The following is a 17,020-nucleotide window of genomic DNA, read 5'->3' on the forward strand; positions in this document are numbered from 1 at the left end:
CATCAGGCAGTTTCCCAGACATTACTCACCCGTCCGCCGCTCGTCACCCGAGAGCAAGCTCTCTGTGCTACCGCCCGACTTGCATGTGTTAGGCCTGCCGCCAGCGTTCAATCTGAGCCATGATCAAACTCTTCAATTAAAGTTTGATGCTCAATGAATTAAACTTCGTAATGAATTACGTGTTCACTCATGAGTCTTGGTATTCATTTATCGTCTTGCGACGTTAAGAATCCAGTCCATCTGAGTGCCCACACAGATTGTCTGATAAATTGTTAAAGAGCAGTGCGACGCGGCATTCAGCCTGCTGTCGCGAGGTGGCGTATATTACGCTTTCCTCTTTCAGAGTCAACCCTTAATTTCAGGATTTTCTCTTTTCGATTCGGACTGTTTTGTGAAGTGATTCACGTTGCCGTCTCGATGGAGGCGCATTATAGGGATCCCGATTTTTAGCACAAGCCTTTTTTCGATCTTTTTTTCTGACTGCCGAATTTTCATCCTTATTGATGTGATCCCGTTCGATCTGCGCAAATTATGACTCGAGTTTCGCTTGCATGAGCGAAAAAGAGGTCCCAAAGTCTGGAACGTATTCATTTTATCTATGAGGTTTTTATGGCTGCGGTTCTTCGTCCCTATCAAACATTCTTTCCTCAACTGGGCCAACGCGTCATGGTTGATGATGCCAGCGTAGTTATCGGCGACGTCCGTCTGGCTGACGATGTCGGCATCTGGCCACTGGTTGTGATTCGTGGCGACGTAAATTACGTTGCGATAGGAAGACGGACAAACATTCAGGATGGAAGCGTATTGCATGTCACGCATAAATCTTCATACAACCCCGAAGGCAATCCTCTTCTTATTGGCGAGGAGGTTACGGTCGGACATAAGGTCATGCTGCATGGTTGTACTATCGGCAACCGCGTTCTGGTCGGCATGGGAACCATTATTCTGGATGGGGCAGTAATAGAAGATGATGTGATGATTGGGGCAGGCAGCCTTGTGCCGCAAAATAAACGCCTTGAAAGCGGATACCTTTATCTGGGCAGTCCGGTCAAACAGATCCGTCCTTTAAAAGAGACTGAACTCGAAGGCCTGAAGTATTCAGCCAACAACTATGTGCGCTGGAAGGATGAATATCTGGCTCAGGATAACCAGAGCCAGCCTTGATCGTTCTCCTGCTGCGCATTGAGAAGCGCCTCTGCTTCTTCTTCCAAATCCCAGCGGTGTGCGTGAAAAGCGTTCAGCCAAGCTTCTTGCGTATCACCGCCATACCGCTTTGACAGAACCTCTCCAGTAATCGCGCAGGTCACCTGCATCCCATTCACAAGAGCCGGGAAGCACACCGCCTGACATTCTGCTATCCATTCTTCGCGATCCGGAAACTGGATGGCCTGATTCATACAGCAAGCTCCTGCTTAAGCTTTTCAATCACCGGGTCGATGGAAGGCAGTACACCATGCCAGAGCAGAACCGCATGCGCCGCTTGCCCCACCAGCATGCCTGCGCCATCCGCATAGTGCTGTACTCCATAACTGGCGCACCATTTCAAAAAAGGCGTCGGCCCTTTTTGGTAGAACATGTCGTAGCAGCGTACCTTTGGCGTAAGCAGTGAGGATGGGATCGCCGGGATCGTGCCATCTATTCCGCTGGCTGTCGCGTTAACGATAAGATCAAACTCATTACCTTCAAGCGTTTCCATCGGCACCGCAGATACGCTTCCAACATGCGCGAAGAGCGCAGCCAGCTCCTGAGCGCGGGCATGCGTTCTGTTGGTTACCGTTACTGCACAATCCAGTGATAGCAGCGGCATAAGAACGCCTCGCGCCGCGCCCCCTGCGCCTATCAACAATACCCGGTTGCCCGGCTTGATAAGATTAAGCCGTTGCAGATCCATCAGCAGGCCTATGCCGTCTGTGTTATCCCCCAGCAGACGGCCATCTTCCAGGCGCTTGAGGGTATTTACCGCTCCCGCCAGGGTTGCCCGTTCCGTAAGCTCGTCTGCCCGGGCGAAGGCCTGCTCTTTGAAAGGCACAGTAATGTTTGCGCCTTTTCCTCCATTATTGAAGAACGACTCCAGCGTTTCGATAAAGTTATCTACCGGCGCCAGGATTCGTCCATAGGGGTGGTCGATTTGCAATTGAGCCGCAAACTGCTCATGAATAAAGGGGGATTTGCTATGAGCAATGGGGTTTCCGAAAACGGCATAATGTTCCATCGTTTACCCCTGGCGGAACAGCTTGCCTGTAAGGGCGTCGCGAATTTCAGAAGGATTCTGCCGCCCGCCGGTTGGCCCTTTCATTACTGGAAAAGCTTCTCCAAACTGCTCGAGCACTTCCTGCGCCGTTCGACAAGGCGGCAACCCAGTAAGGTTAGCGCTGGTTGAAACAAGCGGCTTGCCATACGCTTCACAGAGCTGGATGACCAGCGGATGGTCTGTTACCCGCACCGCCAGCGAATCAAAACGTCCCGTCAGCCAGCGCGGCGTTGAAGGTTTAGCGGGAAATACAAACGTCACTGGTCCCGGCCAATGTTTAAAGACCGCTTCGCGCTGCGCCGCATTTAGCGATGCGTCGTCTATATAAGGCTTTAACTGCTCGAAGCTGGCGGCAATCAGAATCAATCCTTTTTCAACCGGTCGCTGCTTAAGCGCTAATAAACGATTCACAGCAACTTCGCTGTCAGGATCGCAACCGACGCCAAAAACAGCTTCTGTAGGATAAGCGATGACTTGTTGTTGTTTGAGGAGTTCGACGAGCTGAGAAATCTCGTTTGCAGGCAGGTTATTGTTCACTATTCTGTTCCGCCGTGACCGGCTTTCCACATTGTTTACTGGCGCAAAAGCGTTTTACGCCCTGCGCGGTTTTCTTTTCGATAAGTAACGGGTAATGGCAAACAGGGCAATCCCCCGCTACAGGTTTAAAATTAATAACGAATTGGCAATCGGGATAACGCTCGCAGGAATAAAAATTTTTACCAAAACGCGAACGGCGCTGAACAAGCTTACCGCTACGACACTGCGGGCAGGTCACCGCCGTTTCATCCGGCTTATCAATAAGCTCGGTATGCGTGCATTCGGGGTAGCGGCTGCAACCGATAAACATGCCAAAGCGCCCCTGTCGCAACACTAATGTTGCCTGACAGACGGGACAGGTTTGTCCTTCCAGAACTTTGATGATATGCCCGTCCGCCTGATTCTTCAGCGGACGGATATAATCGCATTCTGGATAACGAGAGCAACCGAGAAACGGACCATGCTTGCCATTTCTGATAACTAATTCAGCCCCGCACTCAGGGCAGGGCTCTTGATTACGCACTGTAAAAAGTGCTGATTTGACCATAATGCTCTACGCCGCAATAACTTTTAGTGCAGCATACCTTCATTTACTTCGAAGAGTAATTCTTCCATTTGTTGGTAAGCGTTTTCACATCCCGGAATGTTGAACAACACCATAAGAACAACCCATTTTAAATCTTCCAGATCGAACTCTTCGGTATCCAGCGCAGTAACACGCTCAATGACCATTTCACGGGTTTCGAGATTTAACACCTGAATCTGCTCAAGAAACAAAAGAAAACCACGACAGCTTGCGTCCAGACGCTGGCTTTCTTCGGGAGTATAGATGCGCATTGAAAGGGGATCAGAAGCCAACTGCATCGGCTCGACCAGCCCGTCCTGATAGTCCGCTAGTTTTTCAAGCCACAGTAACGCGTTGTAGATATCCTCACGATCAAAACCGGCGTCGGTCAGGTCTCGCGTCAGTTTGTCCTGATCGACCCGCATCTCAGCCTCGTTATGGATGTAGGTTTCAAACAAATACATTAGTACGTCGAACATGGCCTGCCCTCCTTAATCGGACATAGCCGCCGGGTACAGCTGCGATCCATCCTGCTAACTCCAGTTCAAGTAGTTGGGCTACCGTCAATGGCACAGGTTGGCCGGCACGTTCAGCGACGACGTCAACAGGTGTAACCTCATCTCCTACGTTAGCCAACAGCTCGGGAAATGGCAATGCAGCTTCATCTTGATTGGGTGAATATTTTGTCTCTACAAGCCATGGAAGCTCATTTTGCAAATACTCAAGAATGTCTTGCGCGCTGGTCACTAATACTGCTCCCTGCCTGATAAGCCAGTGAGGCCCTTCACAGCCGGGGTTGCCAAGCGGGCCTGGCAGAGCAAAAACTTCCCGTCCTTGTTCAAGCGCGCACTGCGCAGTCACAAGCGATCCGCTGCGTAGCGAGGCTTCTACAACCAGAACGCCCCGGCTTAAGCCGCTTATGATTCGATTACGGCGTGGGAAATGGCATGGACGCGGGCCGACAGAGAGCGGAAACTCAGAAATTATCGCGCCGTTATTAGCTATAATCTGCTCCGCCAGGACTTTGTGCCGCTTCGGGTATATTTGCCCTGGTCCGTTTCCCAACACAGCAAGCGTTATTCCGCCAGCGGCTAAGGCAGCTTTATGCGCAACGCCATCGATGCCTATGGCAAGCCCACTGGTTAAAGAAAGGCCGCTGCGCGCCAACGCCTCACAAAATGCCCTTCCCCATTGTTCGCCATACCATGAATGCGCGCGACTGCCGACCACAGCCAGTTGCGGCGTTTTTAAAGCCTGTTTATTACCTGCAAGCAAAAGTGCGCCCGGATAATCGCTGATCGCTCTCAGTTGCTCCGGATAGGCTGGGTCCTCAGCCGTAACCAAATGATGATGAGGTTGCGAAAGCCAGCGTAATGTCGCTTCAACCTGCTCAGAGGGAAAAGCAAAAAATTGCTTTTTCTGGGAGTCATTAAGATGGGCAAAACGCAGCGCAAGCGCTGGCTTTTCAGGAGTCATGCGATAATAACGCGCAGCCTGTAACATTCTTTCGCCGCTCAGGCTCAAAACACTCATCAGGCGTAACCAAAATTCCTCTGGCGACATAGCTCCTCCCTTGCCACAAGCGGCATCCTCTATCCTTGCGATTCGCTACTGATGCTGTCAATCAAGGGGGGATTTGTCTAGAATGGAAGTAATGATCTCACCAACTACTGAATCTAGCTCTGGATAAATATGTCAGTTTTGCACGTGTTACATATTCCGGACGAGCGACTTCGCATTGTCGCCGAGCCGGTTAAAGAAGTGAATGAAGAAATTCAGCGTATCGTGGATGATATGTTCGACACCATGTATGCCGAAGAAGGCATTGGTCTGGCGGCCACGCAGGTTGATATCCACCAGCGCATTATCGTTATCGATGTTTCCGAAAACCGGGACGAACGCCTGGTATTAATCAACCCGGAACTGCTGGAGAAAAGCGGCGAAACGGGGATCGAAGAAGGCTGTCTTTCCATTCCTGAGCAGCGCGCTTTCGTACCGCGTGCAGAAAAGGTAAAAATTCGCGCCCTCGATCGTGATGGTAAACCGTTTGAGCTGGAAGCTGATGGCCTGCTGGCTATTTGTATTCAGCATGAAATGGATCATCTGATGGGTAAACTGTTTATTGATTACTTATCGCCGCTAAAGCAAACGCGTATCCGCCAAAAAGTTGAAAAGCTGGATCGCATGAGAGCCCGTGCGGCAAGCTAAGCTTACGTTAAAGACAAGGACCAACGTGTCGGATTCATTACGCATAATTTTTGCCGGAACGCCGGACTTTGCAGCGCGTCATCTTGATGCGCTCCTGTCGTCTGCTCATCAGATAGTAGGCGTTTTTACACAGCCCGATCGCCCTGCCGGTCGTGGCAAGAAGTTGATGCCAGGCCCGGTTAAAGTTCTTGCACAACAGCACGCGATCCCTGTGTTTCAGCCCGTATCGTTACGCCCGGCGGAAAATCAACAGTTGATTGCTGACTTAGAAGCGGACGTCATGGTGGTTGTCGCTTACGGGCTTATACTGCCCAAAGCGGTACTGGATATGCCGCGTCTGGGTTGTATCAACGTACATGGTTCTTTACTGCCCCGCTGGCGCGGCGCGGCGCCCATTCAGCGCTCGCTCTGGGCTGGAGATAAAGAAACAGGCGTAACCATTATGCAAATGGATGCCGGTCTTGATACAGGCGATATGCTGTATAAGCTGGCTTGCCCCATTACCGCTCAGGACACCAGCGCTTCGCTTTATGACAAATTAGCGCAGCTTGGTCCGCAAGGCTTGCTCGCAACGTTAGATCAGCTCAGCGAAGGCAGTGCGCAACCTGAAGTGCAAAATGAAAGCCTCGTTACTTACGCTGAAAAGCTCAGTAAAGAAGAAGCAAAACTGGACTGGTCTCTTTCAGCAGCGCAACTTGAGCGTTGCATTCGCGCTTTCAATCCCTGGCCTGTGAGCTATTTCCTGATGGACGAGCAACCGGTTAAGGTGTGGCAAGCCTCCGTCATCGAAGCCGCAACTGCTAAAAAACCCGGCACGATTATTGAAGCGAATAAAAACGGTATTCAGGTTGCGACGGCTGAAGGCATTCTCAATCTTGAAACGCTGCAACCCGCCGGCAAAAAAGCGATGTCTGCTCAGGATCTGTTAAACTCTCGCCGGGAATGGTTCGAGCCCGGTACCGTGCTTGCCTGAACGTCAGGCTGAAAGCTATCCGGCCCGACAAATGTCGGGCATTTTTATTTATCCAGCAAGCCAATTTCTGCGCATCGCCATGAAAAAAAACATTAATCTTCGCAGCCTGGCTGCGCAGGCCGTCGAACAGGTCGTTGAAAACGGCCAGTCGCTCAGTAACGTCCTGCCGCCAATGCAGAGTAAAGTCTCAGACAAGGATAAAGCTTTATTACAGGAGCTTTGCTTTGGCGTATTACGTACGCTTTCTCAACTCGACTGGCTCGTCAGTAAGCTCATGTCTCGCCCAATGGCAGGAAAGCAACGAACGGTACATTATCTTATTATGGTCGGGCTGTATCAGCTGATGCATACGCGCATCCCGCCGCACGCAGCCCTGGCGGAAACAGTTGAAGGCGCAGTCGCCATTAAACGCCAGCAATTCAAGGGGCTTATTAATGGCGTATTACGTCAGTTTCAGCGCCAGCAGGAAACGCTGCTGGCAGAATTTAACCGTCAGGAAGAGCGCTTTTTGCATCCCGCCTGGCTGTTGCAGCGGTTACGTAAAGCATGGCCTGAGCAGTGGGAAGCTATTGTTGAAGCGAATAATCAGCGTCCCCCGATGTGGCTGCGTGTAAATCGTCAACATCACAACCGTGACGAATGGCTGGCGCTACTTAGTGAAAGTGGCATTACAGGCTTTCCTCACCCTCGCTATCCTGACGCTGTACGCCTGGAAATACCGGCTCCCGTTTCCGTCCTTCCGGGATTTGAAAAAGGGTGGGTAACAGTTCAGGATGCCTCAGCACAAGGTTGTGTCTCTCTTCTTGAGCCTAAAGATGGCGAGTTGATTCTTGATCTCTGCGCTGCGCCTGGGGGTAAAACGACGCATATTCTGGAAGCCGCTCCGCAAGCAAAAGTATTGGCGGTGGATGTGGATCCTGGCCGTATCAAGCGCGTGCATGAAAACCTTGCGCGCCTGAACATGCAGGCTGAAGTAAAAACAGGCGATGGGCGTTATCCTCAGCAGTGGTGCGGCGATCAACAATTCGATCGTATTTTGCTTGATGCGCCATGCTCGGCGACAGGTGTGATTCGACGCCATCCAGATATAAAATGGTTGCGCCGTGATTCAGACATTCGCGAACTCGCGCAATTACAGTCAGATATTCTTGACGCTATCTGGCCGCACCTGAAACGCGGCGGCACGTTGCTTTACGCAACTTGCTCAATTATGCCCGAAGAGAATAAAGAGCAAGTGGCTGCTTTCCTTGCCCGTACGCCTGATGCGGAGCTGAAGCAAACCGGCACGCCAACGGATCCGGGCATACAAAATCTGCCTGCGTCCGATGAGGGCGACGGCTTCTTTTACGCTAAGCTCATTAAAAAGTAATGCCCCTGCGGGCGAACCAATCATGAAGCGCTGATAATGAAAATAATCATTTTAGGAGCGGGCCAGGTAGGCGGCACACTGGCTGAAAACCTGGTAGGTGAAAACAACGATATTACCGTTGTTGATATCAATGGGGATCGGTTGCGCACCCTTCAGGATAAGTTTGACTTGCGCGTAGTGCAGGGCCACGGTTCACACCCGCGGGTATTGCGTGAAGCAGGCGCAGACGATGCTGATATGCTTGTTGCGGTGACCAGCTCCGACGAAACCAATATGATCGCCTGTCAGGTCGCCTATTCCCTGTTCAATACGCCTAATCGCATAGCGCGTATCAGGGCGCCGGATTATGTTCGCGATGCTGAACGGCTTTTCAATCCTGAAGCTGTGCCTATCGATCATCTGATTGCGCCAGAGCAGCTGGTTATCGACAACATTTATCGTCTGATTGAATACCCCGGTGCGTTACAAGTTGTTAATTTTGCCGAAGGCAAAGTAAGCCTGGCGGTTGTAAAAGCTTACTATGGTGGCCCGCTGGTCGGTAATGCGCTCTCGACTATGCGTGAGCATATGCCGCATATAGATACTCGCGTTGCGGCAATTTTCCGCCACGATCGCCCTATCCGACCGCAAGGTTCGACCATTGTTGAAGCGGGTGATGAAGTCTTTTTTATCGCAGCTTCACAGCATATCCGGGCGGTTATGAGCGAGTTGCAGAGGCTCGAAAAGCCCTATAAGCGTATTATGCTTGTTGGCGGCGGCAATATCGGCGCAGGCCTTGCTCATAAACTAGAAAAAGAGTACAGCGTAAAGCTGATTGAACGAGATCAGCAACGAGCAGCGGAACTGGCAGAGAAACTTCAACATACTATTGTATTCTACGGCGATGCCTCTGATCAGGAGTTACTGGCTGAAGAGCATATCGAGCAAGTCGATCTGTTTATTGCCGTAACAAATGACGATGAAGCGAATATCATGTCCGCCATGCTTGCCAAGAGAATGGGCGCTAAAAAAGTTATGGTGCTTATTCAACGTAAAGCCTACGTTGATCTGGTTCAGGGCAGCGTTATTGATATTGCTATTTCCCCTCAACAAGCGACCATTTCAGCACTCCTCGGGCACGTACGCAAAGCAGATATTGTCAGCGTCTCGTCGCTACGCCGTGGTGTAGCGGAAGCAATTGAAGCCGTGGCGCATGGAGATGAAACGACCTCACGCGTAGTCGGAAGGGTTATCGATGATATTAAGCTACCGCCGGGCACGATTATTGGAGCAGTAGTACGTGGTAATGACGTTATGATCGCCAACAATAATTTACGTATTGAGCAAGGCGACCACGTCATTATGTTCCTGACTGATAAGAAATATGTCACTGACGTAGAACGTCTTTTCCAGCCCAGCCCTTTCTTCCTGTAACTCAACGGTGGCTAAAACTGCCACCTTTGATTTTCCTTAACCCCCTGTTTTTGTAAGGAGTATTACTCCGGTTATCACAAGCTATTCATGGAAAATGGGGCATCCTTTGTTAGACTTAACAGGGTCGGCAGTAATAAGGAGAAAAAAATGAGTTTTTTTAAAGAGTTTCGCGAATTCGCGATGCGCGGGAATGTGGTTGATTTGGCGGTGGGTGTCATTATCGGTGCGGCATTCGGAAAAATCGTCTCTTCACTGGTTGCGGATATTATTATGCCGCCGCTGGGGCTGCTTATCGGTGGGATTGATTTCAAACAATTTGCATGGACGTTGCGTCCGGCAGTAGGAGATACGCCAGCGGTAATAATGCATTATGGCGTATTTATCCAAAACGTGTTCGATTTCATCATTGTGGCTTTCGCTATCTTTGTTGCTATTAAACTTATCAACAAATTGCACCAGAAAAAGCCTAAGGAAGCGGCGGGGCCGAGCAAAGAAGAAGTATTGCTTACAGAAATTCGCGATCTGTTGAAAGAACAAAACAATCGCCCATAAGACGGAAGGCCAGTGGTAAAAAAGCGTTTGCTTGTTTGCCACTGGCCTCCCAGTATCCTTTCTTGTTATTTTTGGCCTTACGCTGATAGCTGCCTTTTCCCTTCTGGTTCTTTTCCACTCTCTGACGAAAAAGCGGGTCGTGGAGTAAAGCCTCAATAGCATTATCCTGTATTTTACCTTTAGTATGTTGATAACGGCTCATAATCTCTCCTGGGTTAAAAAGCGATAAGAGTGTAGAGGTGGTGATGAAAAAGATCAACATGCCGATAATTTGTCATCGGTGCCTTGTTCAAGCGCTTCGAGAATAGAACAATAAACACTGCTATGAGCAGTTCCACAACAGGCATCATTCAGGCGTTGTAGCGACTGGCGCATAACCTGTAATTCAGCGATCCTCGCTTCGACTTCTGTAAGTCTGGCCTGAACAATACTTTTCGATTCCTGGCAGGTATGGTGTTCTGGATCAACACGAATCGAAAGCAACTCACGAATCGCCTCAAGGCTAAAGCCAAGCTGACGGCCATGACGAATGAACCTTAATCGCCTTAAATCTTCATCGCCATAAAGTCTAAAACCCCCTTCGGTTCTGACATCATGGCTCATCATCTGCTGCTTTTCGTAGTAGCGGATTGTATCTGGAGTTACGTCTGCCAGACGGGCAAGCTCACCGATGCGATACATAGTTACCTCTGATGAATTTTTTTAGCAAACCGCTCTGCATATTTTCCATGCAGAAAATCGGTATTCACGCCCGCCTGCCTGAGTTTTAATTCAAGTAACGCAAGCCGTTTTTCGATGAGAGGGTGTTGCGGATCGGTATCAGCGATGCTCTTAAGCATATCGGCAAGCTCAAGTGCTTCTTTTCTTTGTTGTAATTCTGGCGGAAGATAGCCTGCATTTTTCAATAAACGATAGCTGGCTCGTAACCCGGCAGGAACCGCGGAGTCATCATCTAACGCAAGAGGCTTACCTTCGCCTGCTAATCCATCCATTTCACCTTTTTTCTGAGCATCAAGAATATGCTTTTCTGCCCATTGATCTATCAACCACATAATCAATCTCCGGGATGACGAAACGAAAGAGGGACAAGGGGAATATAGCTTAAGGAAAAAAATGGATATAAAAAAACCGGGCAAGCCCGGTTTTTTTAATTTTACTACAGATTACTCTGCAGCTGCTTCTGCTTTCGGCTCGGCGCGATCAACCAGCTCGATGTAAGCCATCGGAGCGTTGTCACCAGCACGGAAGCCACACTTCAGAATGCGAGTGTAACCACCGGCACGGCTCGCGAAACGCGGGCCCAGCTCGTTAAACAGTTTTGCCACGATCTCGTTATCACGAGTACGGGCGAATGCCAGACGACGATTAGCAACGCTATCAGTCTTGGCAAGAGTAATCAGCGGCTCAACTACGCGACGCAGCTCTTTCGCTTTCGGCAGGGTCGTCTTGATGATCTCATGACGAACCAGAGAACCTGCCATGTTGCGGAACATAGCCTGGCGATGGCTGCTGTTGCGGTTCAGTTGACGACCACTCTTACGATGGCGCATGACCTTATCCTTCTCAGTAAAACCTTAACCTGTGATCCGGTTACTCGTCAGCAATGCTTGCCGGCGGCCAGTTCTCGAGGCGCATGCCCAAAGAAAGACCACGGGAGGCCAGCACGTCTTTAATCTCAGTAAGAGATTTTTTACCGAGGTTCGGCGTTTTGAGCAACTCAACCTCGGTACGCTGTACCAGATCACCGATATAGTGGATAGCTTCTGCCTTAAGGCAGTTAGCAGAGCGGACAGTCAATTCGAGATCGTCAACAGGGCGCAGCAGGATCGGATCGAATTCTGGTTTCTCTTCTTTGACTTCCGGCTGACGTACATCACGTAAGTCAACGAAAGCTTCCAGTTGTTCTGCCAGGATGGTCGCCGCACGACGAATCGCCTCTTCAGGATCGATTGTGCCATTGGTTTCCATTTCGATGACCAGCTTGTCCAGGTCGGTACGCTGTTCTACACGCGCTGCTTCAACATTGTAGGCAATACGCTCTACCGGGCTGTAGCATGCGTCGACCAGCAGACGGCCGATTGGGCGCTCATCTTCTTCCGAATGAATTCGGGCAGATGCCGGCACATAACCACGACCGCGCTGAACTTTGATACGCATGCTGATAGATGCGTTTTCATCGGTCAGGTGGCAGATCACATGCTGCGGCTTGACGATTTCAACATCACCGTCGTGGGTGATGTCGGCTGCGGTCACAGGGCCAATGCCAGATTTATTCAGGGTAAGGATAACTTCATCTTTACCTTGAACTCTCACCGCCAGCCCTTTCAGGTTGAGCAGGATTTCCAGGATATCTTCCTGAACGCCTTCTTTGGTGCTGTACTCGTGTAGTACACCATCAATCTCAACCTCAGTCACCGCGCAACCCGGCATCGATGAAAGCAGAATACGGCGCAGTGCGTTACCCAGAGTATGACCGAAGCCACGCTCTAAAGGCTCAAGGGTCACCTTGGCGTGCGTCGAACTCACTTGCTCGATATCTACCAGGCGCGGTTTTAGAAACTCTGTCACAGAACCCTGCATTGTGTCCTCTCTTTGGTACTAAGCTTTACTTGGAGTAAAGCTCGACGATCAGGTGTTCGTTAATGTCCGCAGACAGGTCAGAACGCTCCGGCTTACGCTTGAACGTACCTTCCATTTTGCCAGCATCAACTTCCAACCAGGTTGGCTTTTCACGCTGCTCAGCCAGCTCCAGAGCGGCTTTCACGCGAGACTGCTTTTTCGCTTTCTCACGAACGCTGACTACGTCATTCGGACTAACCTGATAAGAAGCGATGTTAACAACACGACCGTTTACCATAATTGCTTTATGGCTAACCAGCTGACGTGCTTCTGCACGAGTGGCGCCGAAGCCCATACGGTATACAACGTTGTCCAGACGACCTTCCAGCAGAGCTAACAGGTTTTCACCGGTGTTGCCTTTCAGACGCGCGGCTTCTTTGTAGTAGTTACGGAACTGACGCTCCAGCACACCGTAGATACGGCGAACTTTTTGCTTTTCACGCAACTGCACACCATAGTCAGACAGACGCGGTTTACGCGCACCGTGCTGGCCAGGAGCTTGTTCAATTTTACACTTGGTATCGATCGCGCGAACGCCAGACTTAAGGAACAGGTCTGTGCCCTCGCGACGGCTCAGCTTGAGCTTAGGACCCAAATATCTTGCCATTTTCTTTCTCCAACAATCCTAGAAAACGAGCGCTTAGACGCGACGTTTTTTCGGCGGACGACAACCGTTGTGAGGGATCGGAGTCACATCAGTAATATTAGTGATGCGGAAACCAGCGGCGTTCAGAGCACGAATAGTAGATTCGCGGCCCGGACCCGGTCCCTTAACCATAACTTCCAGGTTCTTGATACCGTATTCTTTCACGGCTTCTGCGCAACGCTCTGCTGCAACCTGAGCTGCGAACGGAGTGGATTTGCGAGAACCACGGAAACCGGAACCACCGGCAGTTGCCCAACCCAGAGCGTTACCCTGACGATCAGTAATAGTAACGATGGTGTTGTTGAAAGAAGCATGGATATGAGCCACGCCGTCAGAGACTTGCTTTCTTACACGTTTACGTGCACGAATTGGTGCCTTTGCCATTATTCAATCACCCCGATTATTTCTTGATCGGTTTGCGCGGACCCTTACGGGTACGGGCGTTGGTCTTGGTACGCTGACCGCGAACCGGGAGACCACGACGATGACGCAAACCGCGATAGCAACCAAGATCCATCAGGCGCTTGATGCTCATGCTAACTTCACGGCGCAGATCACCTTCAACGACAAATTTGGCAACTTCGTCACGCAGCGTGTCGATTTGTTCTTCAGACAGCTCACTGATCTTAACATCTTCAGCAAAACCTACTGCAGCCAGGATAGCTTTGGAGCGGGTTTTGCCGATACCGTAGATCGAAGTTAAAGCGATTACGGCATGTTTATGATCAGGAATGTTAATGCCTGCTATACGGGCCACTATGCACTCCTACTATTTGATAAATGCGCACCATACTGAAAAGCCCGTTTTCAGGATACTCAAATGGATACGCACAGACATACAAAAGATTGGCTGGCTAATCTAGCCAGCTCAATCCAACTTTGCAAGAAAAATATGCGAGATAATCAGCCTTGACGCTGTTTATGCTTCGGCTCGGCGCTGCAAATCACACGGATGACACCATCACGCTTAACGATTTTGCAGTTACGGCATAATTTCTTGACGGAAGCACGAACTTTCATTTTTACTCTCCGTAACTTCTCAAGCGACCATTAACGGCCATAGCCTTTGAGGTTCGCTTTCTTCAATGCAGACTCATACTGACTGGACATCATGAGAGTTTGCACTTGAGCCATAAAGTCCATGATGACAACAACAACGATAAGTAGAGAAGTCCCACCGAAGTAGAACGGCACTTTCATTGCATCACGCATGAACTCCGGGATCAGGCAGATAAAAGTAATATACAGCGCACCGACCAAAGTCAGGCGAGTCATTACTTTATCGATATACTTCGCCGTTTGTTCTCCCGGACGAATTCCTGGTACAAATGCACCGGACTTCTTCAGGTTATCTGCTGTTTCACGCGGGTTGAAAACCAACGCCGTGTAGAAGAAACAGAAGAAGATGATTGCAGACGCATAGAGTAACACATAAAGCGGTTGCCCAGGCTGCAAATACAGCGAAATTGTTGTCAGCCAGTTCCAACCAGTACCGCCCCCGAACCATGACGCGATGGTGGCCGGGAACAGAATAATACTGGAAGCGAAGATCGCTGGTATAACGCCAGCCATGTTCACTTTCAGCGGTAAATGTGTGCTCTGTGCAGCATAGACACGACGACCTTGTTGGCGCTTAGCGTAGTTCACCACAATACGGCGTTGACCACGTTCAACAAAAACAACGAAGAAGGTCACTGCAAATACTAATACTGCAACCAACAGCAACAGGAGGAAGTGCAGGTCGCCTTGCCGCGCTTGCTCGATGGTATGGCCAATGGCCGGCGGAAGTCCCGCAACGATACCCGCGAAGATAATGATCGAAATACCGTTACCGATACCACGTTCAGTAATCTGTTCGCCCAGCCACATCAGGAACATTGTCCCGGTAACCAGACTCACAACAGCGGTGAAATAGAATGCAAAGCCCGGATTCATTACCAGGCCTTGCATACCAGGCATATTCGGTAAACCGGTAGCAATACCGATCGACTGAAATATTGCCAGCACCAGAGTGCCGTAACGGGTGTACTGGCTAATCTTACGACGTCCAGACTCCCCTTCTTTCTTCATTTCTGCCAGAGTCGGATGAACGACTGTCAGCAGCTGGATAATAATTGATGCCGAAATATACGGCATAATACCCAAAGCGAAAATAGAAGCACGGCTGAGAGCACCACCAGAGAACATGTTAAACATTTCAATGATGGTGCCTCGCTGTTGCTCAAGCAGTTTGGCAAGTACAGCGGCATCAATACCAGGGATTGGAATAAAAGAGCCAATACGGAACACAATTAGCGCACCGATAACAAACATCAGTCTGCGTTTCAGTTCGCCGAGCCCGCCTTTAGCACTTTGAAAATCTAATCCCGGTTGTTTTGCCATCTGCTACTTATTCCTCAATTTTACCGCCAGCAGCTTCGATAGCAGCACGAGCGCCTTTAGTGACACGCAGACCGCGAACAGTTACCGGAGCAGTGACTTCACCAGAAAGGATCACTTTCGCGAACTCGATCTGAATACCGATAATGTTTGCTGCTTTCAGCGTGTTCAGGTCAACTACGTCGCCTTCCACTTTAGCCAGGTCAGACAGACGAACTTCTGCAGTGACCATTGCTTTGCGAGAGGTGAAGCCGAATTTCGGCAGACGACGGTACAGAGGCATCTGGCCGCCCTCGAAACCACGACGTACGCCACCGCCAGAACGAGACTTCTGACCTTTGTGACCGCGACCGCCGGTTTTACCGAGGCCAGAACCGATACCACGACCCAGACGCTTGGAAGCGTGCTTAGACCCTTCGGCCGGAGACAGAGTATTTAAACGCATCTCTTACTCCTCAACTTTAACCATGTAGGAAACCGCGTTGACCATACCGCGAACCGCAGGAGTATCCTCGCGTTCTACAGTATGACCAATACGACGCAGACCCAGGCCAAGCAGCGTTGCCTTGTGTTTCGGCAGACGACCGATTGCACTGCGGGTTTGAGTAATTTTAATAGTCTTTGCCATGGTCAATTACCCCAGAATTTCTTCAACGGATTTACCACGCTTGGCAGCGACCATTTCTGGAGACTTCATGCTTTCCAGGCCGTCGATAGTTGCACGAACCACGTTAATCGGGTTGGTGGAACCATAGGCTTTAGCCAGAACGTTATGAACCCCAGCGACTTCCAGAACGGCGCGCATTGCACCACCGGCGATAATACCGGTACCTTCGGAAGCCGGCTGCATGAATACACGAGAACCCGTGTGAGCACCTTTAACCGGGTGCTGCAGGGTGCCGTGGTTCAGCGCGACGTTAATCATATTGCGACGGGCTTTTTCCATCGCTTTCTGGATCGCTGCCGGAACTTCGCGTGCTTTACCGTAACCAAAACCAACGCGGCCGTTGCCATCACCAACTACAGTCAGAGCGGTGAAGCTAAAGATACGACCACCTTTAACAGTTTTAGATACGCGGTTTACCGCGATCAGCTTTTCCTGCAGTTCGCCAGCCTGTTTCTCGATGTGAGCCATCTTACACCTCTACCTTAGAACTGAAGGCCAGCTTCACGGGCAGCATCTGCCAGTGCCTGGACACGACCATGATATTGGAAACCGGAACGGTCGAAAGAGACACCTGTGATGCCTTTTTCAAGAGCGCGTTCAGCAACAGCTTTACCTACAGCTGCAGCGGCGTCTTTGTTACCGGTGTACTTCAGTTGCTCAGCAATAGCTTTTTCTACAGTAGAAGCAGCTACCAGAACTTCAGAACCGTTCGATGCGATTACCTGTGCGTAAATATGACGCGGGGTACGATGTACCACCAGGCGGGTCGCACCAAGCTCTTTGAGCTTGCGACGTGCGCGGGTCGCACGACGGATACGAGCAGATTTCTTATCCATAGTGT

Annotated in this window: 26 protein-coding genes and 1 rRNA gene; 6 read left to right on the forward strand and 21 right to left on the reverse strand. The window is 50.3% G+C overall.

Annotated elements, in window-relative coordinates; translation table 11 throughout:
* Positions 1 to 139: ribosomal RNA gene (locus DW56_RS05440) — 16S ribosomal RNA — on the reverse strand; the annotation flags it as partial.
* A gap of 470 nt (positions 140 to 609) precedes the next feature.
* Between DW56_RS05440 and DW56_RS05445 the strand changes: the two genes are divergently transcribed.
* A complete protein-coding gene (locus tag DW56_RS05445) occupies positions 610 to 1,164 on the forward strand; it encodes a gamma carbonic anhydrase family protein (RefSeq protein ID WP_024551618.1) in 555 nt (184 codons plus the stop codon).
* Here the strand turns inward: DW56_RS05445 and DW56_RS05450 are convergent.
* Genes DW56_RS05450 through dprA form a run of 6 tightly spaced genes read right to left on the reverse strand, consistent with a single transcriptional unit; the run spans position 1,140 to position 4,916 of the window.
* On the reverse strand, positions 1,140 to 1,397 hold the full coding sequence (locus DW56_RS05450) for a DUF1488 family protein (protein ID WP_024551617.1): 258 nt from the start codon (positions 1,395 to 1,397) through the stop codon (positions 1,140 to 1,142). The genes DW56_RS05445 and DW56_RS05450 overlap by 25 nt on opposite strands.
* Positions 1,394 to 2,212 carry a shikimate dehydrogenase gene (aroE, locus tag DW56_RS05455; protein ID WP_024551616.1) on the reverse strand — a complete coding sequence of 273 codons (819 nt, stop codon included), beginning with the start codon at positions 2,210 to 2,212 and terminating at the stop codon, positions 1,394 to 1,396. The genes DW56_RS05450 and aroE overlap by 4 nt, the downstream gene beginning before the upstream one ends.
* A gap of 3 nt (positions 2,213 to 2,215) precedes the next feature.
* Complete coding sequence (gene tsaC / locus DW56_RS05460) at positions 2,216 to 2,788, reverse strand: L-threonylcarbamoyladenylate synthase type 1 TsaC (RefSeq protein ID WP_024551615.1); 573 nt, start codon at positions 2,786 to 2,788, stop codon at positions 2,216 to 2,218.
* Positions 2,778 to 3,335, reverse strand: a complete 558-nt coding sequence (locus DW56_RS05465) for a DNA topoisomerase family protein (RefSeq protein ID WP_024551614.1) — start codon at positions 3,333 to 3,335, stop codon at positions 2,778 to 2,780. Before DW56_RS05465 ends, tsaC begins: the two co-directional genes overlap by 11 nt.
* Before the next feature lie 23 nt (positions 3,336 to 3,358).
* The gene (gene smg, locus DW56_RS05470; RefSeq protein ID WP_024551613.1) at positions 3,359 to 3,832 is read right to left on the reverse strand and encodes a DUF494 family protein Smg; all 474 of its coding nucleotides are present in this window, start codon (positions 3,830 to 3,832) and stop codon (positions 3,359 to 3,361) included.
* Positions 3,804 to 4,916 (reverse strand): DNA-protecting protein DprA, encoded by a 1,113-nt coding sequence (gene dprA, locus DW56_RS05475; protein ID WP_024551612.1) that lies wholly within the window; start codon positions 4,914 to 4,916, stop codon positions 3,804 to 3,806. The genes smg and dprA overlap by 29 nt, the downstream gene beginning before the upstream one ends.
* Positions 4,917 to 5,045: 129 nt before the next feature.
* Here dprA and def point away from each other — a divergent pair, with 129 nt between their 5' ends.
* From def to mscL, 5 genes are all read left to right on the forward strand, one after another.
* On the forward strand, positions 5,046 to 5,561 hold the full coding sequence (gene def, locus DW56_RS05480; RefSeq protein WP_024551611.1) for a peptide deformylase: 516 nt from the start codon (positions 5,046 to 5,048) through the stop codon (positions 5,559 to 5,561).
* A 25-nt stretch (positions 5,562 to 5,586) separates the two neighbouring features.
* The gene (gene fmt / locus DW56_RS05485; protein WP_035889564.1) at positions 5,587 to 6,534 is read left to right on the forward strand and encodes a methionyl-tRNA formyltransferase; all 948 of its coding nucleotides are present in this window, start codon (positions 5,587 to 5,589) and stop codon (positions 6,532 to 6,534) included.
* Positions 6,535 to 6,613: 79 nt separating this feature from the next.
* Positions 6,614 to 7,903, forward strand: a complete 1,290-nt coding sequence (gene rsmB, locus DW56_RS05490; protein WP_024551609.1) for a 16S rRNA (cytosine(967)-C(5))-methyltransferase RsmB — start codon at positions 6,614 to 6,616, stop codon at positions 7,901 to 7,903.
* Between the two features lie 36 nt (positions 7,904 to 7,939).
* Positions 7,940 to 9,316, forward strand: a complete 1,377-nt coding sequence (trkA, locus tag DW56_RS05495; RefSeq protein ID WP_024551608.1) for a Trk system potassium transporter TrkA — start codon at positions 7,940 to 7,942, stop codon at positions 9,314 to 9,316.
* 147 nt (positions 9,317 to 9,463) lie between these two features.
* A complete protein-coding gene (mscL, locus tag DW56_RS05500; RefSeq protein ID WP_024551607.1) occupies positions 9,464 to 9,868 on the forward strand; it encodes a large-conductance mechanosensitive channel protein MscL in 405 nt (134 codons plus the stop codon).
* Here mscL and DW56_RS21310 read toward each other — a convergent pair.
* From DW56_RS21310 to rplR, 14 genes are all read right to left on the reverse strand, one after another.
* Complete coding sequence (locus tag DW56_RS21310) at positions 9,822 to 10,070, reverse strand: alternative ribosome-rescue factor A (protein WP_049292617.1); 249 nt, start codon at positions 10,068 to 10,070, stop codon at positions 9,822 to 9,824. The genes mscL and DW56_RS21310 overlap by 47 nt on opposite strands.
* Positions 10,071 to 10,123: 53 nt before the next feature.
* The gene (gene zntR, locus DW56_RS05505) at positions 10,124 to 10,549 is read right to left on the reverse strand and encodes a Zn(2+)-responsive transcriptional regulator (protein ID WP_024551606.1); all 426 of its coding nucleotides are present in this window, start codon (positions 10,547 to 10,549) and stop codon (positions 10,124 to 10,126) included.
* Between the two features lie 2 nt (positions 10,550 to 10,551).
* Positions 10,552 to 10,920, reverse strand: a complete 369-nt coding sequence (locus tag DW56_RS05510; RefSeq protein ID WP_024551605.1) for a DnaJ family domain-containing protein — start codon at positions 10,918 to 10,920, stop codon at positions 10,552 to 10,554.
* 111 nt (positions 10,921 to 11,031) lie between these two features.
* Entirely contained in the window at positions 11,032 to 11,418 is a 387-nt protein-coding gene (rplQ, locus tag DW56_RS05515) for a 50S ribosomal protein L17 (protein ID WP_002919206.1), read from the reverse strand.
* Positions 11,419 to 11,458: 40 nt separating this feature from the next.
* Positions 11,459 to 12,448, reverse strand: coding sequence for a DNA-directed RNA polymerase subunit alpha (locus DW56_RS05520; protein ID WP_002438685.1), 990 nt, complete (start codon positions 12,446 to 12,448; stop codon positions 11,459 to 11,461).
* Between the two features lie 25 nt (positions 12,449 to 12,473).
* The gene (gene rpsD, locus DW56_RS05525) at positions 12,474 to 13,094 is read right to left on the reverse strand and encodes a 30S ribosomal protein S4 (protein WP_024551604.1); all 621 of its coding nucleotides are present in this window, start codon (positions 13,092 to 13,094) and stop codon (positions 12,474 to 12,476) included.
* Positions 13,095 to 13,127: 33 nt separating this feature from the next.
* Positions 13,128 to 13,517 (reverse strand): 30S ribosomal protein S11, encoded by a 390-nt coding sequence (rpsK, locus tag DW56_RS05530; protein ID WP_002919257.1) that lies wholly within the window; start codon positions 13,515 to 13,517, stop codon positions 13,128 to 13,130.
* Positions 13,518 to 13,533: 16 nt separating this feature from the next.
* Positions 13,534 to 13,890, reverse strand: a complete 357-nt coding sequence (gene rpsM / locus DW56_RS05535; RefSeq protein WP_004388620.1) for a 30S ribosomal protein S13 — start codon at positions 13,888 to 13,890, stop codon at positions 13,534 to 13,536.
* Positions 13,891 to 14,036: 146 nt separating this feature from the next.
* The gene (rpmJ, locus tag DW56_RS21315; protein WP_000868187.1) at positions 14,037 to 14,153 is read right to left on the reverse strand and encodes a 50S ribosomal protein L36; all 117 of its coding nucleotides are present in this window, start codon (positions 14,151 to 14,153) and stop codon (positions 14,037 to 14,039) included.
* A gap of 30 nt (positions 14,154 to 14,183) precedes the next feature.
* Positions 14,184 to 15,515, reverse strand: coding sequence for a preprotein translocase subunit SecY (gene secY, locus DW56_RS05540; protein ID WP_024551603.1), 1,332 nt, complete (start codon positions 15,513 to 15,515; stop codon positions 14,184 to 14,186).
* A gap of 7 nt (positions 15,516 to 15,522) precedes the next feature.
* Entirely contained in the window at positions 15,523 to 15,957 is a 435-nt protein-coding gene (gene rplO, locus DW56_RS05545; protein ID WP_024551602.1) for a 50S ribosomal protein L15, read from the reverse strand.
* Positions 15,958 to 15,960: 3 nt separating this feature from the next.
* Positions 15,961 to 16,140: a 50S ribosomal protein L30 gene (gene rpmD, locus DW56_RS22085; protein ID WP_004846568.1), complete on the reverse strand. Its 180-nt coding sequence runs from the start codon at positions 16,138 to 16,140 to the stop codon at positions 15,961 to 15,963.
* Positions 16,141 to 16,146: 6 nt separating this feature from the next.
* On the reverse strand, positions 16,147 to 16,647 hold the full coding sequence (gene rpsE / locus DW56_RS05555) for a 30S ribosomal protein S5 (protein ID WP_024551601.1): 501 nt from the start codon (positions 16,645 to 16,647) through the stop codon (positions 16,147 to 16,149).
* Between the two features lie 14 nt (positions 16,648 to 16,661).
* Entirely contained in the window at positions 16,662 to 17,015 is a 354-nt protein-coding gene (gene rplR / locus DW56_RS22090) for a 50S ribosomal protein L18 (protein WP_024551600.1), read from the reverse strand.
* Positions 17,016 to 17,020: the final 5 nt, after the last annotated feature.

The organism is Franconibacter helveticus LMG 23732, assembly GCF_000463115.2.
Classification (GTDB): domain Bacteria; phylum Pseudomonadota; class Gammaproteobacteria; order Enterobacterales; family Enterobacteriaceae; genus Franconibacter; species Franconibacter helveticus.

Coding starts and splice junctions, on each gene's coding strand:
- aroE (WP_024551616.1), bottom strand. CDS start 2,212: ATGGAACATTATGCCGTTTTCGGAAACCCCATTGCTCATAGCAAATCC.
- rpsK (WP_002919257.1), bottom strand. CDS start 13,517: ATGGCAAAGGCACCAATTCGTGCACGTAAACGTGTAAGAAAGCAAGTC.
- rplQ (WP_002919206.1), bottom strand. CDS start 11,418: ATGCGCCATCGTAAGAGTGGTCGTCAACTGAACCGCAACAGCAGCCAT.
- rpsD (WP_024551604.1), bottom strand. CDS start 13,094: ATGGCAAGATATTTGGGTCCTAAGCTCAAGCTGAGCCGTCGCGAGGGC.
- trkA (WP_024551608.1), top strand. CDS start 7,940: ATGAAAATAATCATTTTAGGAGCGGGCCAGGTAGGCGGCACACTGGCT.
- DW56_RS05465 (WP_024551614.1), bottom strand. CDS start 3,335: ATGGTCAAATCAGCACTTTTTACAGTGCGTAATCAAGAGCCCTGCCCT.
- DW56_RS21310 (WP_049292617.1), bottom strand. CDS start 10,070: ATGAGCCGTTATCAACATACTAAAGGTAAAATACAGGATAATGCTATT.
- smg (WP_024551613.1), bottom strand. CDS start 3,832: ATGTTCGACGTACTAATGTATTTGTTTGAAACCTACATCCATAACGAG.
- zntR (WP_024551606.1), bottom strand. CDS start 10,549: ATGTATCGCATCGGTGAGCTTGCCCGTCTGGCAGACGTAACTCCAGAT.
- rplR (WP_024551600.1), bottom strand. CDS start 17,015: ATGGATAAGAAATCTGCTCGTATCCGTCGTGCGACCCGCGCACGTCGC.
- rpsE (WP_024551601.1), bottom strand. CDS start 16,647: ATGGCTCACATCGAGAAACAGGCTGGCGAACTGCAGGAAAAGCTGATC.
- mscL (WP_024551607.1), top strand. CDS start 9,464: ATGAGTTTTTTTAAAGAGTTTCGCGAATTCGCGATGCGCGGGAATGTG.
- rpmD (WP_004846568.1), bottom strand. CDS start 16,140: ATGGCAAAGACTATTAAAATTACTCAAACCCGCAGTGCAATCGGTCGT.
- DW56_RS05450 (WP_024551617.1), bottom strand. CDS start 1,397: ATGAATCAGGCCATCCAGTTTCCGGATCGCGAAGAATGGATAGCAGAA.
- secY (WP_024551603.1), bottom strand. CDS start 15,515: ATGGCAAAACAACCGGGATTAGATTTTCAAAGTGCTAAAGGCGGGCTC.
- rsmB (WP_024551609.1), top strand. CDS start 6,614: ATGAAAAAAAACATTAATCTTCGCAGCCTGGCTGCGCAGGCCGTCGAA.
- dprA (WP_024551612.1), bottom strand. CDS start 4,916: ATGTCGCCAGAGGAATTTTGGTTACGCCTGATGAGTGTTTTGAGCCTG.
- def (WP_024551611.1), top strand. CDS start 5,046: ATGTCAGTTTTGCACGTGTTACATATTCCGGACGAGCGACTTCGCATT.
- rpmJ (WP_000868187.1), bottom strand. CDS start 14,153: ATGAAAGTTCGTGCTTCCGTCAAGAAATTATGCCGTAACTGCAAAATC.
- DW56_RS05510 (WP_024551605.1), bottom strand. CDS start 10,920: ATGTGGTTGATAGATCAATGGGCAGAAAAGCATATTCTTGATGCTCAG.
- rplO (WP_024551602.1), bottom strand. CDS start 15,957: ATGCGTTTAAATACTCTGTCTCCGGCCGAAGGGTCTAAGCACGCTTCC.
- DW56_RS05520 (WP_002438685.1), bottom strand. CDS start 12,448: ATGCAGGGTTCTGTGACAGAGTTTCTAAAACCGCGCCTGGTAGATATC.
- DW56_RS05445 (WP_024551618.1), top strand. CDS start 610: ATGGCTGCGGTTCTTCGTCCCTATCAAACATTCTTTCCTCAACTGGGC.